Source organism: Tenacibaculum sp. Ill, assembly GCF_051938915.1.
GTDB lineage: Bacteria > Bacteroidota > Bacteroidia > Flavobacteriales > Flavobacteriaceae > Polaribacter > Polaribacter larymnensis.
Genome location: NZ_JBPSCW010000002.1, coordinates 866,354 through 883,114, shown reverse-complemented (window position 1 = coordinate 883,114; position 16,761 = coordinate 866,354). Strand labels below are relative to the sequence as shown.

The 16,761-nt window shown below is 31.0% G+C and carries 16 protein-coding genes; 5 read left to right on the top strand and 11 right to left on the bottom strand.

Annotation, left to right across the window (positions count from 1 at the left end; translation table 11 throughout):
* Positions 1 to 1,230 carry a Pycsar system effector family protein gene (locus ACTPNM_RS04220; protein WP_440120752.1) on the bottom strand — a complete coding sequence of 410 codons (1,230 nt, stop codon included), beginning with the start codon at positions 1,228 to 1,230 and terminating at the stop codon, positions 1 to 3.
* A gap of 97 nt (positions 1,231 to 1,327) precedes the next feature.
* On the opposite strand from ACTPNM_RS04220, the gene ACTPNM_RS04215 reads away from it, so the two are divergent.
* From ACTPNM_RS04215 to ACTPNM_RS04200, 4 genes are all read left to right on the top strand, one after another.
* Entirely contained in the window at positions 1,328 to 2,347 is a 1,020-nt protein-coding gene (locus ACTPNM_RS04215; protein WP_440120751.1) for an XdhC family protein, read from the top strand.
* A 4-nt stretch (positions 2,348 to 2,351) separates the two neighbouring features.
* Positions 2,352 to 2,936 (top strand): nucleotidyltransferase family protein, encoded by a 585-nt coding sequence (locus tag ACTPNM_RS04210; RefSeq protein WP_440120750.1) that lies wholly within the window; start codon positions 2,352 to 2,354, stop codon positions 2,934 to 2,936.
* A gap of 66 nt (positions 2,937 to 3,002) precedes the next feature.
* Positions 3,003 to 6,641 carry a ShlB/FhaC/HecB family hemolysin secretion/activation protein gene (locus ACTPNM_RS04205; RefSeq protein ID WP_440120749.1) on the top strand — a complete coding sequence of 1,213 codons (3,639 nt, stop codon included), beginning with the start codon at positions 3,003 to 3,005 and terminating at the stop codon, positions 6,639 to 6,641.
* A gap of 13 nt (positions 6,642 to 6,654) precedes the next feature.
* Complete coding sequence (locus ACTPNM_RS04200) at positions 6,655 to 7,038, top strand: DUF423 domain-containing protein (protein ID WP_440120748.1); 384 nt, start codon at positions 6,655 to 6,657, stop codon at positions 7,036 to 7,038.
* 42 nt (positions 7,039 to 7,080) lie between these two features.
* Here ACTPNM_RS04200 and ACTPNM_RS04195 read toward each other — a convergent pair whose 3' ends face one another.
* The 6 genes from ACTPNM_RS04195 to ACTPNM_RS04170 all read right to left on the bottom strand — a co-directional run bounded on the left by ACTPNM_RS04195 (position 7,081) and on the right by ACTPNM_RS04170 (position 13,529).
* Positions 7,081 to 8,571, bottom strand: coding sequence for a M48 family metalloprotease (locus ACTPNM_RS04195; RefSeq protein ID WP_440120747.1), 1,491 nt, complete (start codon positions 8,569 to 8,571; stop codon positions 7,081 to 7,083).
* A 13-nt stretch (positions 8,572 to 8,584) separates the two neighbouring features.
* Positions 8,585 to 9,745 (bottom strand): DUF6882 domain-containing protein, encoded by a 1,161-nt coding sequence (locus ACTPNM_RS04190; protein ID WP_440120746.1) that lies wholly within the window; start codon positions 9,743 to 9,745, stop codon positions 8,585 to 8,587.
* Positions 9,746 to 9,765: 20 nt separating this feature from the next.
* Positions 9,766 to 10,407, bottom strand: a complete 642-nt coding sequence (locus ACTPNM_RS04185) for a hypothetical protein (protein WP_440120745.1) — start codon at positions 10,405 to 10,407, stop codon at positions 9,766 to 9,768.
* A gap of 33 nt (positions 10,408 to 10,440) precedes the next feature.
* Entirely contained in the window at positions 10,441 to 10,851 is a 411-nt protein-coding gene (locus ACTPNM_RS04180; protein ID WP_120186254.1) for a hypothetical protein, read from the bottom strand.
* 91 nt (positions 10,852 to 10,942) lie between these two features.
* Entirely contained in the window at positions 10,943 to 11,692 is a 750-nt protein-coding gene (locus ACTPNM_RS04175) for a LytR/AlgR family response regulator transcription factor (RefSeq protein ID WP_440120744.1), read from the bottom strand.
* Between the two features lies 1 nt (position 11,693).
* Positions 11,694 to 13,529: a tetratricopeptide repeat-containing sensor histidine kinase gene (locus ACTPNM_RS04170; RefSeq protein ID WP_440120743.1), complete on the bottom strand. Its 1,836-nt coding sequence runs from the start codon at positions 13,527 to 13,529 to the stop codon at positions 11,694 to 11,696.
* A 166-nt stretch (positions 13,530 to 13,695) separates the two neighbouring features.
* Here ACTPNM_RS04170 and ACTPNM_RS04165 point away from each other — a divergent pair, with 166 nt between their 5' ends.
* Positions 13,696 to 14,148, top strand: a complete 453-nt coding sequence (locus tag ACTPNM_RS04165; RefSeq protein ID WP_051435895.1) for a hypothetical protein — start codon at positions 13,696 to 13,698, stop codon at positions 14,146 to 14,148.
* A 74-nt stretch (positions 14,149 to 14,222) separates the two neighbouring features.
* On the opposite strand, the gene ACTPNM_RS04160 is transcribed toward ACTPNM_RS04165, so the two are convergent.
* From ACTPNM_RS04160 to ACTPNM_RS04145, 4 genes are all read right to left on the bottom strand, one after another.
* The gene (locus ACTPNM_RS04160) at positions 14,223 to 15,077 is read right to left on the bottom strand and encodes an SdiA-regulated domain-containing protein (protein ID WP_440120742.1); all 855 of its coding nucleotides are present in this window, start codon (positions 15,075 to 15,077) and stop codon (positions 14,223 to 14,225) included.
* Between the two features lie 723 nt (positions 15,078 to 15,800).
* Positions 15,801 to 16,193: a hypothetical protein gene (locus tag ACTPNM_RS04155; RefSeq protein WP_440120741.1), complete on the bottom strand. Its 393-nt coding sequence runs from the start codon at positions 16,191 to 16,193 to the stop codon at positions 15,801 to 15,803.
* 33 nt (positions 16,194 to 16,226) lie between these two features.
* Positions 16,227 to 16,631, bottom strand: a complete 405-nt coding sequence (locus ACTPNM_RS04150; protein ID WP_440120740.1) for a hypothetical protein — start codon at positions 16,629 to 16,631, stop codon at positions 16,227 to 16,229.
* On the bottom strand, positions 16,585 to 16,728 hold the full coding sequence (locus ACTPNM_RS04145; protein ID WP_440120739.1) for a hypothetical protein: 144 nt from the start codon (positions 16,726 to 16,728) through the stop codon (positions 16,585 to 16,587). The genes ACTPNM_RS04150 and ACTPNM_RS04145 overlap by 47 nt, the downstream gene beginning before the upstream one ends.
* Between the last annotated feature and the right edge of the window lie 33 nt (positions 16,729 to 16,761).

Sequence of the window (16,761 nt, the reverse complement as noted above, 5' to 3'; positions counted from 1 at the left end):
TTATAATAACACAGAAACTACTTCTGCTACTTTTGATGCTTGTTCTTGCATATAAAATGCAATTGCAAAAGCTACCACACTTACTAAAATACCAATCATAAAAACGGTATACGTAATTCTTAGTAACTTATATTTTCTATTTAAAACTAACCCTAAGAAATATAAATCTTTGGTAAGAGAACCATACAAATAATCGCGGTCTTTCATCATTTCACTCATTGCCCAATCAAAATCAGGCAACTGCATTTGATGAAAATTTCCGAAGAATAATAAATTTACTTTTTTATTTGCCACATCTTCTTTGGTAAACTTCCCTTCGGTAACATTGGGTCTCGTTGCCAAAACTGATAACACTATTGATATTACTGTGAAAAACACAAAAATTATGGTAGGTGTTATTAAGTAATGGTTTGACGGGTTATCTAACTTTGGAATTAACGTTGACAATGTCATCGAAATTATAATCGCGTTTACAGACAGTAAAATATTTGCTTTCGTATCTGCAATGTCACTTAGCGTTATATGATTACGAAGCGCTACACGAAACATAGTTTCAATTCCTCTCTCCGGTAATTCAATCTTATTTTTTTTGTATGCTAATTCTTCTTTTTTCTGTTTTAGTTTAGCTGCTTCTTGTACTTCTTTTTGTTTTCTCTTCAAAAGCTGAGCTATATTTTTACTCTTCTGTTTTTCCCATAATTTAGAAGCCTTACTAGTATAAAAACGATGCTTTGTTAAAAAATCAAGATTAGAATCATCCCATTCAACAGTTTTTATCTTTCTCTCACTTACTAATTCTCTCTCCTTTCGTAATAACTCGTTAAAATCGGTATAATTTTTACTTCCAACATGAGAACAATCAGCATCTCTCAACACTTTCTCCAATTTAGTCACAGGCTTAGCTCCCATTTTTGTTGAAGCTATTAATTTAGACACTTCATCAATAACACTTTCTTTAACCTCTTTATTTTTTAAGAAATCAGAAGCTATTTTTGTACTCTCCTCTTCATGGTTTTCAGGATTAACTGTATATCCAACATCATGAAACCAGGCTGCTAAAGTTAAAACTTGTTGCTGTTCTTCTGAAAAGTCCTCCCCTTCTATTAACTCAAGTGATTTTTCAACCACTCTTTGTGTGTGAGCTATATTATGATATACAAAGTTTTTATCTAATTTCTCACTTAGTAAATCAATTACAAACTGCTCTGTTTCTTGTATCAAACTATTCATGAAAAAGGTTTTTGCTAAAATAATAAATTATTAACCAGTATTAATTTTTAATAAAGTGATAAAAAAGTGTATTTTTAAAAGAGTTTTTTTACACAAAATGACACACGAACTTAAAGAAATTATAAGACAAGCCACCATAAATCAACAACAAGGCTTACAGAATGTTTTAGCAACGGTTGTAGATTTAGACGGCTCTTCTTATAGAAAACCAGGAGTTAGAATGTTACTTTCTTCTGACGGAAAAATAATTGGAGCTATTAGTGGAGGCTGTGTTGAAAAAGAGGTACAACGTAGAGCACAATCGGTTTTTGAAAATAACAAACCTAAGATAATAACCTATGATGGTCGTTATCGTTTAGGTTGTGAAGGAATATTATATGTTCTTTTAGAACCTTTTAATCTTTCAACTGATTTTATTGAAGCTTTCTCAGAAAATAATATTCAAAGAGAGTCGTATAACATTACATCTTTCTTTCTAAAAGAAGATGAAGCATACGGAAATTTCGGCTCTATAATTCAATTTAACAACCAACAAAGATTTTCTTTCAACAAAGATTTTTATTCTGAAAAAACAGACCATTTAACTACTTTTAAACAAACTTTACAACCACTATTTCGCCTGCTTATTATTGGTGGAGAACATGATGCTGTAAAACTATGTATGCAAGCAACTCAATTAGGATGGGAAGTTGATGTAGTTACCTCTATAAAAGATCCAAAAGAGTTAGCCGACTTTCCTGGTGCTAAATCGGTGGTTTCACAAACTCCAGAAGTAATTCAGCTTTCACATGTAAATAACAATACTGCAGTTGTTATTATGAATCATAATTTTACATACGATTTACGTTGGTTGATTAAATTACAAGAGCAAGACCCTGTTTACATTGGTATTTTAGGCGCTGCTAAACGACGAGAAAAACTATTTAACGAACTATTTGAATTTTCACCCGATATTACTGATGATTTTTTAGAAAAAATTCATACACCAGCTGGTTTAAACATTGGAGCTGAAACTCCTGAAGAAATTGCGTTATCAATCTTAGCAGAAATATTATCTGTAATTCGTAACAAAGAAGTATTTTCTCTAAAAAAGATTACTGGACGAATCCATAACTAGTGCGATGCAAAAAACAGCAATTCTCATATTAGCTGCTGGAAGCGCTTCCCGAATGGGAAAAATGAAACAATTGCTTCCTTATAAAAACACAACGTTACTAGAATGGATAATTGAACAAGCTCTAAAATCAATAGTTAAAAATGTATTTTGTGTATTAGGAGCTAATAAGGATACTATTGAAAAACAACTTACTTCAAATACCATTAAAATCATTTACAATCCCAATTATGAAAGCGGATTAAGTACTAGCATCGTAACAGGAATTGATTTCTTACAAAAACATAACTTTGACAATGCCTTAATAATGCTAGCAGATCAACCTCTTGTTACTTCTGAGTACTTGAACTCGTTGATTAAAGCTTCAAAAAAGAACCCTTCTAAAATAATTGCCTCTAACTACCAAGGTAGTGTTGGAGTTCCTGCTATGTTTCCGAAAAAATATTTTAATGACTTGTTAAATCTAGAAGGTGATAAAGGAGCTAAGAATTTCCTATTACAACATAACAGTAATGTTCTTAAAATTAATTCCCATCAAAACTTACTAGACATTGATACTCCTGAAGACTATCAGCATTTACTAAAGCAATAATTTTAGCTCAAAAAGCCTTATTTTTACATAACCAAAAAACAAAACATGAACTTAACCAAGTTTTGCATGTATCTAACTATAGCTGTTATAGTTAGTGGTTGTGCATCTTATAAAGCTAAGTACGCAGATAAAACTTCTCCAAAAACAATTCAAACAAATAAAGAATTGGTACACTCCTTTTATTTAATTGGAGATGCTGGTAATGCCGAAATGGGACAGACCACCCCTACTCTAAAATATTTCCAAGAAAAGTTAGCTAAAGCTACTAAAAATGCTACTACCCTATTTTTAGGAGACAATATATATCCGTACGGAATACCTAGTAAGAAACACAAAGATAGAGCCCTAGCTGAACATCGCTTACAAACACAGATTGATGCTTTGCAAGACTTTAAAGGAAAAACAATTTTTATTCCTGGAAATCACGACTGGTATAATGGTGTTGATGGCTTAAAGCGGCAAGAAAAAATGGTAGAGAAAGCGTTAGGTAAAAATTCGTTTTTACCTGAAGGAGGTTGCGGACTAGATAAAGTAAAGATTAATGAAGACCTAACTTTAATTCTTATTGATAGCCGTTGGTTTATTATGGACTGGGATAAAGAGCCTAAAATGAACGATAATTGCGATATTAAAACTCGTGAACGTTTTATTCAAGAGCTATCTAGTTTGTTCAAAAAAAACAGGTATAAAAATGTTGTAGTTGCAGTGCATCATCCTTTATATAGCAATGGTCCTCATGGTGGAAGCTTTTCAGTAAAAGACCACATGAAACCAGCACCAATTTTAGGTACATTGAAAAATGCATTACGCTCTCATGCAGGAATTCAAACTGATATTTTTAATAAAAACTACAGCGATTTTATTAATCAAATACAAGCAGTATCTGATGATTTCACAGACAATATTGTATTTGTTTCTGGTCATGACCACAACTTACAATACATTGAACAAGACGGATTTAAACAAGTAATTAGCGGTTCGGGCTCAAAACAATCGGCAGCTTTAGTTGGTTATGGTGCACAATTTACTTACGGTAATCACGGGTATGCTAGATTGAATTATTACAAAGACGGTTCAGCTGTTATTGAATACTACGCTGCCAATACCAAAGACGGACATAAACTCTTGTTTAGTAAAGAAATTGTAAAACCAAAACAAACAAAAAACTATTCAAACTTTCCTGAATACGAAGAGCATAAGAAATTTGTAGAAACCTCAATTTACCCTCCTGAAGCTACTGATGTTAGTGGTTTTCATAAATTTATGTGGGGAGATTTAAACAGAGATAAATATGGAAAAACGGTAAAAGTTCCTGTATTGGAATTAGAAAATGTTTATGGAGGCTTAACTCCTATTCGACGAGGAGGTGGTAATCAAACAAATTCGTTACGATTAGAAAACCCTGAAGGTAAACAGTACGTATTACGTTCAATGATAAAAGACGGAAGTCGTATTATGGGAGGTATTTTAAAAGGAACGTTTTTAGTTGATGTGGTTCAAGATATTTTTACAATGTCTCACCCATATGCTGCTTTTGTACTTCCTGATATGGCAGACGCTGTAAATATTTACCATACCAATCCAAAGCTATATTACATGCCTAAACAACCTGCTTTAGGAAAACATAACGACATCTTTGGAGGGCAGTTATACCTATTAGAAGAACGACCTGCTGGAGACCGTAGTGAATTAGACAACTTTGGAAATTCAGATGATATAATTAGCACATTTGATGTCTTAGAGAAAATCAGGAAAAACGGTAAACATTCAATCGACCAAGAATGGGTAATTCGTTCGCGTTTATTTGATATGGTAATTGGTGATTGGGATAGGCACGAAGACCAATGGCGTTGGGCTTCTTTTAAAACTGAAGATGGTAAAAAATATTACCGTCCAATTCCTAGAGATAGAGATCAACCGTTTTCTAAGTTTGATGGAGTTATGATTCCTCTATTTCAGCAATTTGCGCCCTTAGTAAAGAACATGCAAACTTTTGATAACGATATCAAAAACATGAAGTGGTACAATAACTATGCTCGCTTCTTTGATGCTGCCTTTTTAAATCAATTAACACTTGATGATTGGAATAAACAAGCTGAATATATTCAACAACATTTAACCGATGAAGTAATTGAAAAATCAATTCAACAATTACCAAAGGCTATTTACAATATTGATGGAAAAGAAACCATTGCTAAAATTAAGGCTAGAAGAGATAAATTAAAAGAAATTGCCAAACGTTACTACACAAAACTAAATAAAGTTGTACATGTAGTTGGTACAGATAAAGATGATAAATTTATCATCAAACGTTTAAATGATGAGGAAACTAGTGTTGTTGTTTTTAGAAAAGAAAATGAAATCTACAACCGTGTTTTCAAAACAAAAGAAACTAAAGAAATACAGATTTATGGTTTAAATGGAGACGATGAGTTTTTAATTTCTGGTGATGTACATGATGGAATTTTATTACGAATTATAGGTGGTCAAAATCACGATGTGTATACCGATAAATCATCCGTTGCTGGCTGGGGGAAGAAAACTAAAATCTACGATTTTAAATCAAAGAAAAACACCATAAATCCGAGTTCTGAAACTGCGGATTTACGTTCGGATAGTTATTTAAAAAACACCTACGACGCACACGACATCAATAACAATACAACTATTGTTTTCCCTAGCTTAGGAAGCAACCCAGACGATGGTTTCTTTTTTGGTGCTTCGGTAACATATACACAACAAGGATTCAAAAAACGTCCTTTTGCAAACCAACATACTTTAGCAGCAAACTACTACTCTGCAACTGGTGGTTACGATTTAGAGTACAATGGTGAATTCACTGAACTAATTGGTAGCTGGAGCTTACATGTACGTGCTAAAGCCACAAGTGATAATTATTCTTTTAACTTCTTTGGATGGGGTAACGAAAGTGTTTACGATCAAACTTTTGATTTAGATCACTATCGTGTTAAAAAAGAAGAAATTAGTTTTTCTCCTTCGTTATTAAAACGATTACGAGGTGGAAGCATTTTTAAAATTTCAGGAATTATTGAGTCGATAGAAGTTGAAGACACTCCTAATCGATTTATCAATAATTTTGATAATCAGCCTACCGCTATTTTTGATACTAATTATTTTTGGGGTGGTGAGTTTAACTTTAATCACAACCGAGTAGACAATAGCAGTTTCCCTACCAAAGGTATGAACTTCGATTTAGCTGTTGGAGCTAAAGCCAATTTAGAAGATTTCGACAGACGTTTTGGTTACATTAAGAGTTCTTTAGCTATGTATCAAAATCTAGTATTCAACCGTTCATTAGTTTTTGCTTCTGAAATAGGAACTCAAATTAATGTAGGAAATCGTTTTGAAGTTTACCAAGCAGCTACTTTAGGTGGTGAACGTAGTTTACGTGGATTTAATAGAGAACGTTTTTCTGGTACACAAAGTTTTTATCACAGTAACGATTTACGTTTGCGTTTTGGACGCATTCGTACAGGAATTATTCCTATGAAAATTGGTGTTACTGGCGGATTTGATTATGGTCGTGTATGGTCTCCGTATTCTCCTAATTCAAAGAAATGGCATACCAGTTATGGTGGTTCTTTATGGTTAAGCGGAATCGACTTGTTCACAGCTAATATTTCATACTTTAAAGGAAACTCACAAGAAGACAGAGTAGCTTTAAGTATTGGTTTTTCTTTTTAATTCTTAAAAAAATATGACACAACAAATTGTATTAATTACAGGCGCTTTATTTGGTATGTTCGCTGTAATATTTGGTGCTTTTGGAGCACATGCTTTAAAGAAAGTTTTAAATAAAGAGCAATTAAAATCATTTGAAACAGGTGTAAAATATCAAATGTACCACGCATTAGTTTTATTATTTGTTGGAAGTTATTTTGACGCTCCTAGTTCGGCAATATATTACGCTTTTGTAGTTGGAATTATACTTTTCTCCTTTAGTATTTATGGCTTAGTATTATCAGATGCAAAAGGTAAAAAAATGAAGTTTTTAGGTCCTATTACTCCTTTAGGAGGTTTGCTACTAATTGTTGGGTGGGCACTTTTAATATATAACATAAGCCAAACCATACACGGTTAATATGTATGGTTTAGCTAACATGGATAAACAAAAATCATATTGTTAGTCAACACCCTGGGCGTCGCTGATTATCCTATCAATAAATTCAGTTTTTATATATAATTGTCTTGCTAAATTGTAAAGTACATCAACTTCAGCAGCATCTATACTTCCATCAGCATAAGAAATAATAGATAAATCTCTTAGAATATTTAGTTTTTGCATTACAGAAATTACAATATCTAGCTCTTTGGCTAACGCTATAATTTCATCAATAATGTCTTGCTCTGTTAATCCTTTAATGGTTAACATACATTGAGCAAAAACCGATGGTGACACAACACTACTCAAAGCTTGTATTTCAGAGTCATCCACAACACCATCTGCCTTTGAAATCATATAACCTCCTAAAAACATAAAGCGCTGAATTTTTTCTGAATGCTCAGTTTCATTTCCTAAATCTTCTGGCTCCATCAACGACATAATTCGCTGTATTTCTAACTCCATTGCCTCCTCTGTTATTTCTCCATTAATTGCTGGATTAAATATCTCATATGTCTTACTCTTATTAAACAACTCTAAAGCTTTAATACGAAGTGGACTAAATGGGTGACTACTATACCAATCTGAAGGATCGTGAGTATCGTCATTTAAAACTTCTTCTAAATCTGAAAACTGATTAATGTATTCGTTCAATTTAAAATCTAAAGAATTAGAAGTTACTCCCGATGATAGTTTAAAGAATGTTCTTGCAGCTGCTTCAAAACTCTTACAACATAATAAACCTGCTCTATCGGCACTAATTTCTGCGTTACGATTCCATGCATATAACTTCATGGCATGAATTGGTGCTAAATCGTTTGCTCCTTCGTCTAAAATATGTTTTACTGGATAGTTAAAGTGCTCAAATAATACATGCCCAATTTCATGACCAATAACAAAAGCTAATTCGTCTTTTGTAAAACGCTCTAAAATTCCTGAAGTTAAAATAATGTATAATTTATCTTCATCTGGCGGATAACATGAAGCGTTGAATTTATCTTCTTGATACACGAAAAACTCTATATCTGCTTTTAGTTTCAATACCTCTTTACAATGGTTCCCAATTTCATGAAGTACAGGAGCTAACATTTTTGTTAATCGTAAACTTGATTTTAGCAAGTGTCTTCTCGACTTGAAAACTGGGTTGTTTTCTTTTATTCTTTCTAAGGTTTTTTGAATCAACTCATCTTCTTGAAACTTTAAAACATAATCTCGATCACCGTCATAAACCAAAGCATTTAAATCAATTTCTGCTCTAGAATTATCGTATACCTCTTGAATGTTTTCAGTAACATTTTTAAGGTTTAACTCGTTAATTTCTTCAATACGTTTTGTGTATTGTTCTGCTAATTCTTTTGCTATATTTTGAAAATGAACACTTGCTTGATGGATTAAATCGTTGTCACCATTTTGTTGAGCAAGATTCAAATCCTCCATCATTTTATTTTGTGCCTGATTTAACGCTTCTTGATGTTCTTTTTCTAATTCTGATAATGTGGTAGATTGGTACATACTTTTTTCTTTTTTAAGCTCCTACTGGAACTGTTGAGTTAGACAATTTTAATAACCTTCCTTTTAGGTCAAAAATTCCTAAAATTTGATCCTCTCCTTTTTTAGCAACGATATTGTTTCCTGATACCTCAACCTCATATCCTTTTTGAACTAAATAGCAAAACAATGCGTGCTTGTGTTCAAAATCCATACGAGTTGTTGTTTTTGAGAAGTGTGAACAGATTAAAGCAGGAATATTTATCTCTTTTTCATCCACTACATCAGTGTATAGCAATACATATACAGTTAGCCCCTTAAAAGGTAATGGAGCATAGCAACTTGCTTGGTTTACCCCTGTTGCTACAAATGAGAAATAATGACCAGGATCGTGTTCTGTTTCTATTTTTGATGATAGTAAATCTTCTATTCCATGACGTTCACCAAGAGCTTTCATTTGTAATGAAGCTTCTAAAAATTGTTCTGGAATACCACTTTGTTTATTTGCCCAAGCCCACAACCATGATTGTTCATTATGAGAGTAGGTTCCTAATACTTGCATTTTAAAGGTAAGGTCTCCATAAGTTACCGTTCCCTGAAGCATATCACAGTTCCATGGTAAATCTTCAACAACATCAGCTAAGTTATCTTGCTTTTCAAAAGCTAAAGCTACATATTGATTGTGCAACTGAGGTAAACTTAATTTTATAGTGTTATCTACCTTTCCACCTACAATGTTATTAGGGTTTTCTGTACTTTCAACACTAGCTTCGCTTCCTGCAAATTCTTCTAAATGCGTTTCTAAAAGATGTACAATTCTTTCCGTTTTTTCTTCCACTTTGTCAGCATTCATAATTGGGCTGTGATTAATGGTTAATACCCCATCTACAAAAGTGATTGCTCTTTCTAAATTATGCTCATTGTTTTCATTAACAATCTTTACTTCTTTTAATCCATTTTTTAGTAACTCCCCTCCAATTTCATCAATATTAACTGCTTTAATAGCTTCAATTAACGGTTGAAAATATATTTTTGGAAACGTATCATTGTAAAGGTGAGAAAACTTATCTTCTACCAATGTATCCCACGCTATGTTTAATGATACGTTAAACCCTGCTTTATTATTTATTTCCGCTTCTAATGCTGGAAATGATTCGTTTTTAAATGTTTGAACTGCTCTTTTTTCTTTAAGACCCATTTTTTAATAATTTTATTATTCTACAATACTTTTTCTATCTTTTCAATAAAAAGATTCTCTAATTCTTTTGGCAATACTTTAGTAATTTCAATACCAATTTTTAATACACTTCCTTCTCTAGTTACCTGTAATGTTCCTGTATTAGTAATAGCAACTGTTTTTATTTCTTTCCATGCTGCTAACCCCATTATATCCTCTACTATTAACTGTTTTGCTTTTAATAAGCTTGCAATAACATCTTTACAATTTAATCGAGCGTTTACTTCTTGTAATGCTGATTTTTCAAATGATAAATTAATCGTTGCCTCTAACAAAGGTTCTTGCTCAAGAGTCCATCTTTTTAATTGTAAAACACTTATGGGATCTTCTCCTAATGGACGACTAATATTTCCTTTAGATAATGAAACTGCTATTTTTTTAGGATGCTTAATTCGTAAAACAGATACCTCTTGAAGATCGAAAAACAATACTTCTTGTTCTTCGGTTTTTATACACACAAATGTTTGATATTCTTCTTTGGTAATGTCTACTATAAAGCCTTCTACATAAAGTCCGTTTTTTAGTGATAAAGCAATTTTTAATTGCTTTTTTTCTCTAAACAAACCCTGAATTATAGCTGCTGGCGATTGCGCTTTAAATTGATTGATATAATCTGTTTCCATAGCAATTTTATTTTTTTGGTATGAATTACTAGACTATAAATTGTTTTCTAACAAATCAACAAGTGCATCTGTTCTATCTTGAACTTTATCTGCATTTAAAATTGGACTATGATTTACTTGTAAAACCCCTTCTTCAAAGGTGTAAGCATGCGTTGGATTGTGATGATCGTCTTTATTGGTAATAACCACTTTTTTTAACGATTCTGTCAATGCTTCTTTCCCCATATCATCTGTAGTTATGGCAGAAAAGGCATCAATAAGTGGTTGGAAGTAAATTTTAGGATAACTGTCATCATATAAGTGTAAAAACTTATCTTCAAACATGGTTTCCCACTCTACATCAATTGTTACATCAAAACCTGCTGCGTCGTTTATTTGTTGTTTTAAAGCAGGATATTTTTCTTCTTGAAAAGTTTTTGTGAATCTTTTTTCTTTAAGTCCCATATGATTGTTTTTTAAGGTTACTTTCAATTATTTACCTCAAAACTACATGGAACTTTAGCGCTATTTTAATGAGTTTTATATGTGTTACTTCTTATTTTGTATTCGTATTAAAATTCTCTAAAAACTGTTTTAAATACGTTTTCTTTCTTGATGATAAAGGAACATTTTCACCACTTGATAACTTAACTGTATTAGCACTTACTGAAGCTAAATATTTTATATTGATTAAGTGAGATTGATGCACTCTAGCAAAGGCATGTGTACTTAAAATATTTTCGTAATACTTTAAGTTTCTAGCACTCATTATTTTTTTATCTGTAGTATAAAAAAGCGTATAACTTCCGTCTGACTGACAACGTACAATATCATCTACATGTAAAAAATGTTGCTCTTCGGTAGTTTTAATAAGCAATGTTTTTTGAGCCTCTTTTTTATCAAACTCGTTTATTTTGCTTAGTGCTTGCGTGTACTTTTTCTCTTTTTCAAAGTCCGCTCTAAAACGTTCTATACAAGCATTTAATTCGTCAGAATCTATAGGCTTTAATAAGTAATCCACTGTATCAAACTTAATAGCTTTTATTGCAAATTCATCGTACGCTGTGGTAAATATCATTTTAAAGTCTATGGTTTCTAAGGCTTCTAATATTTGAAAAGCATTTCCTCCAATCAACTCAATATCTATAAACACCAAGTCTAAATTATTGTTGCTTAAAAAATCTATAGCTTCATCTACATTATCAATTTTAGCTACAATTTCTATATCTTTTTGCGTGTATTGTAACAGTTTTGTTAATGTGTTTAGTGCATTAAACTCATCTTCTATTATAGCAGCTTTTATCATTTTATAACTTTAATTTAAATACAACTTTTGTTCCTGATGGGTGTCCATCCTTATCGTGTAAATCTTCTATGGTAAAAGATTTTTCTTCTCCTTTATTTCTTATCTGTAGTCTTTCAATAAAAATATCGGTAGCGTGTAAATCTTTTGCTATTTTTTCTTGACTCTTTTTTTGCTTCCTTCCTACTCCATTATCTTCAATTTCAAAAAACAGTTCTTCACCTGTTTTTCGAATATTTAAGTTCAATATTCCTCCTGATTTCTTTTCTTTTAAACCATATTCAATAGCATTTTCAACAAAAGGCTGTAACAACATAGGCGGTACTTTTACTTGTTTTGTATCACAGTTCTCAGAAATATTTATATGATAACTAAAACTATTATTGAAACGTAGCTGTTGTGTGTCTATGTAATTAGAAATCATAGCTAGCTCTTCTTCTAAGCTAATTTCTTCTTTTCGAACATAATCAAAATTTTGTCGAATAAGTTTTGAAAACTTAGCTATATAATTTGATGATTTTACTGGGTTTCCTTCTAAAGTTATATTCTGAATCGCCGCTAAGGTGTTGAATATAAAATGCGGATTCATTTGAGCTCTTAGCAAACGTTGTTCTAATTTTGAAGCTTTATTAGCCGCTCTTAGCTTATTATTATATCCAAAAAACAATGCTATAATTAAAATAAGTACCAACGATACAATTACACTAATTCCTAACCACCAATTTTGTTTGTTTATTTCTTTTTGATGGGTTAATGCTATTTCTTTTTCTTTAATTTTATAGTTCACATTAGCAAAATGAAGAAGTTTTTGGTTTTGCTTTTTACTCTTAACCACTTCTATACTATCTCGTATTATTTGATGGTTTAATGCTTTTTGGTACTGCTTTTTAAGAATTGCTATTGATATTAGCTTATCTCTTATTTCTAGTTCTTCTGAAAGGTTGTTTTTACTTTTGTAAATTGACATGGCCTTGTTGTAATTTACCGCTGCCGAATCTAACTTATTAGTTACTAAAAAAAGGGTTCCTAAACCTTTGTATGGAGCTCCGTTAATTGTTTTAATTTTTTGGTTAAGTTTTACTGCACCTCGTAAAAACTTCTCTGCTTCTTCAAAACGTTTTGCTTCCAAATACGTGTATCCAATATTATTAAGAACACTTACGATAGTTTTTGGGTCTTTCGCTGACTCACCCAAAGCTAATGCTTCTGAAAACTGTTCTAAGGCTTTGTTATATTGCTTCAACATTAAATAAACACCAGCAATATTACTTTTAATTGCTATAATTGAGTTAGGGTCATTTGGGTCGGTAAATAATTCTTCAGACCTTTTTATGTAAAACAATGCCTGTTCGTAATCTTTTAATATAAAATGAAGATTAAATAGTTGATTATTTGCCTTTGCTTGTAGTCGGGTGTTTTCTGTTTTTTCGCCTATTTCTAAAGCCTCTAATGCATACTTTTGAGCATCTTCTAGCTCATTTAGCTTCATACAAGTAGCACTTAATGTTATTAAGCTTCTTCCTTTGTTATAATCATCTTTAAGATTTGTAAATAATTTATAGGTTTCTAAGTGTATGTTTTTTGCCTCTATTAACTTATCGTTCAGGTAAAAAAGTTCTCCTTTGCTAAACAACAACAAAGCCCTGTTTTTAGAATTTTGTTTCTTTTCTAATAAACTATCTATTTTTCTTAATCCTTCTTTTGGTTTTTGTTGAGAAATACTATCAACAGCTAATAAATATTCTTGTAAATCTTTATCTACATCATTTCTTTTACAGGCTGAAAAAACTAAAAGGGTACAGACGATATATAAAAAGTAGCTTCTTTTAAACAATGGCATTTTTTTGTAAGTAATTAGCCAACTAAAATAATTATATATTTTCATTTCACCTCCTTATCCACCACTTTAACAAAACGTTTATAAAATAATAGTATGCGTTTATAAAACACCTAAAAGCCAGCCCCAAATTTCTAAGATATTTGACTAAAAAATTAAATTATTAATAATGAGTACAGTTGAAACTATAGAAGAAGTTATTAAAACAGGATCTTGTAATTTAACGAGTTTTGAAAAGATTGAGGAAATTTCTAAACCAAAGGTTAGTATTGATGGGGCTTATCTTTTAATTTATAATTGGCCAGACGATCCCAGTGGTGCTAACACTACTATTCACGTTGATCTTACCTATTTATTTATACATAACGACCAAGAATACAAAGCTGTAACAAGAACAAAGTTTTATGATTTTGATGTTGCTAAGTTTGAAAACTTACCTAAAAAATACTTTATAACCGAATATCATAAATTAGTAGAGCAAGCTTTGATATTATCTAAACAAAAAATAGAAGAAAAATTTGAAGAACCTTTAAGCTCTATTATTCCGTTTAGTTTTAGCCGAGAAGATTCTATTTTATTAGCTATAAATGCAGGATATTCTAGACAGATTGATTACGTATAGGCACCCAAACTAGGTGTTGATGATTCCCCTAACTCTCTCAGTTATCAATGTGCATACATTGGTAACTGATTTTTTTAGTCCTTTAATACAAACTCATACAGTTTACTGCTTCCTATTTTATCAGCTTCATCTGTTATATAAAGAGTTCTTTCATCTTTAAAAGTAACGCCTTCTTTTTGAGATATATGATTGAATGTGTGTTCTTTTACGTCTCCACTAAAAAAATCATCTCCGTTAAAATTAGTAAATACTAAAACAGATTGATGTGTTAGCAAAACCACTTTTTGTTTATCTGGTGATATTGCTGCTGCTGTTATTGCACAATGAACATCGTTACAGTTTGTATACTCAGATATATACCGAGCTATATACTCTCCTTTTGTAGCTGGAACTTTGTATAACATTGTTTTTCCGTGCTTATTTTTAACTCTACTTTTTGTAAAAATATAGAGAGCTCCATCTTTATAAATTAAAGACTCTGCATCAAAAAAACGGTCTTTCTTTTTAGGCGGAAACTTGGTTTGATTAGGGTATGAAAATTTTATTTTTTCTACCTCAACATCATCTCCATTTAACAAATCTTCTTCCTTTATTTTTAGAATTACTAAGTTCTTTCTTTTGTTATTATTGTTACCAAAATCGGCAATGTATATGTTTCCTTTGTCATCAGAAGTTATGTCTTCCCAATCGTGGTTTTTTACTGATAATACTCTTTTTTGTAATATCTTACCTTGGGTACTAACTTTAAATACTTTAGCTGCATTACCACTATCGTTATGCATCCATAGCATTTTTAAATCTTGGCTTTTCTCTACTCCTGAAACTTCCTTTAAATCTTCCGATAAATAAGACACTAACTTAAGCTGCCCATAATTGGTACAACTGGCAATTAATAAAATGGTTAATAATAAGAGAACTAGCTTTTTCATATTGGAGTATTTATGTTAACAAAGATAACTCTAAATACAATAAATAAGTAAACGATCTGCCTTGCTATATAACAGCATAAAAAAGGAGTAGAAACCTACTCCTTTTTTATGTTTAATCAACTATTGGTCTTGTATCTTCTTTTAAATAAGCGTTAATAACTATTGAATCTCCTTTTTTTATTCTAAGTTTTTTAATTTTAAGTGGTAGTAACCCTGGAGAAGATATTTCTATTTTATATTTATTATTAGGAATTGTTTTTATTTCTATGGGAAGTATATTTTCATTTTCATATTTACCAAGAATACAAACCCCATTAACCGTTACAAAAGCTAAAATTTTGTCTTTGTATTTATCATCATAAAAAGAATTGATAATTATACTTGAAAATCCACTTTTAGAACTATGTTTTTCTTGATAATATAAAGTAGAAGAATCTCTATTACTTCTAGTAGTAGCACAACCAGTTATAAATAGATAGATAGATAGATAAAATTACGGACATTTAGTACTTTTCGCATCGCTTCTTGCATATCTTTCATTTTTAATTATTTTTTGTATTGCTGTTTTTTTTTGTGCTACTTAATGCTTTATATGCATCTGAACTTTCCAACCCTCCCCAACTCATAGCAGTATAATACTCCATAAGCTGTTGGTGATTGTCGTAAGCGGAATAATAAAGAATAGATTTAAATAAGGAGTAGAAACCTACTCCTTATTTATGTTTAATCAACTATTGGTGTAGGGTCTTGCTTTAAGTAGGCATTAATAACTATAGAATCTCCTTGTTTGATAACCAAGTCTTTTATATTTATAGTTATTTTACCTATGAAAGCTATTTCCACATTATGCTTACCAACTCCAACATTAAACAAATTATTATTTAAAAAATGAATATTATTTAGCACGACTATTGGTGTAATTGGCTCATTATAAAAACCTTTATCAAAAGTATTTACTTTAAGTAATGTTTCTCTATTTTTAGATTTATAATTTTTAATCGTGTAATTACTAGTATTAATACTACCTATCTCTTTCACTTTGCATGATAGGAAAATACATAACACTATTATCCATAACTTAGGAATACTTAATCTTTTTCGAGTTACTTTTAGCATATCTTTTTTTTATTCCAAACAAAAGGGTAAAGCTTAATATACTTGTCCTTTATAATCTCTTAAATGGGCCTTTATAATTATAGAGTCCCCTAGTTCTATTCGTAAATCTTCAATTTTTAAGCCTACTTTATTAAAAAAATCAACAGAAATATCAAAACTACCAGCTTTAACATTAAATACTTTTTTCTTTTTGAAAATAAGGTTATTAATTCTTACTGTTGCAGGTATAGGATTCTCAAAAATTTCTTTATCATAAGTTTTTACTGTAATCCAAGAATCTAATGAATCTAATGTTTTAAACTTTTCTGTTGAATATTCACTTTTTTGCTGTTCTGAAATTTTTTTAACCCCACAGTTTATAAACATTAAAAACATAAATAAATAAATAATTTTATTTACATTTAGTACTTTTCGCATCACTTCTTGCATATCTTTCATTTTTTATAATTTTTTCTATTGCTGTTTTATTCGGTAGTTTTTTATAAGTATCTGACGATTCTAATCCTCCCCAACTCATGGCTGTATAATAGTCCATAGGTTGTTGTTGATTGTCGTAAGCGGAATAAAA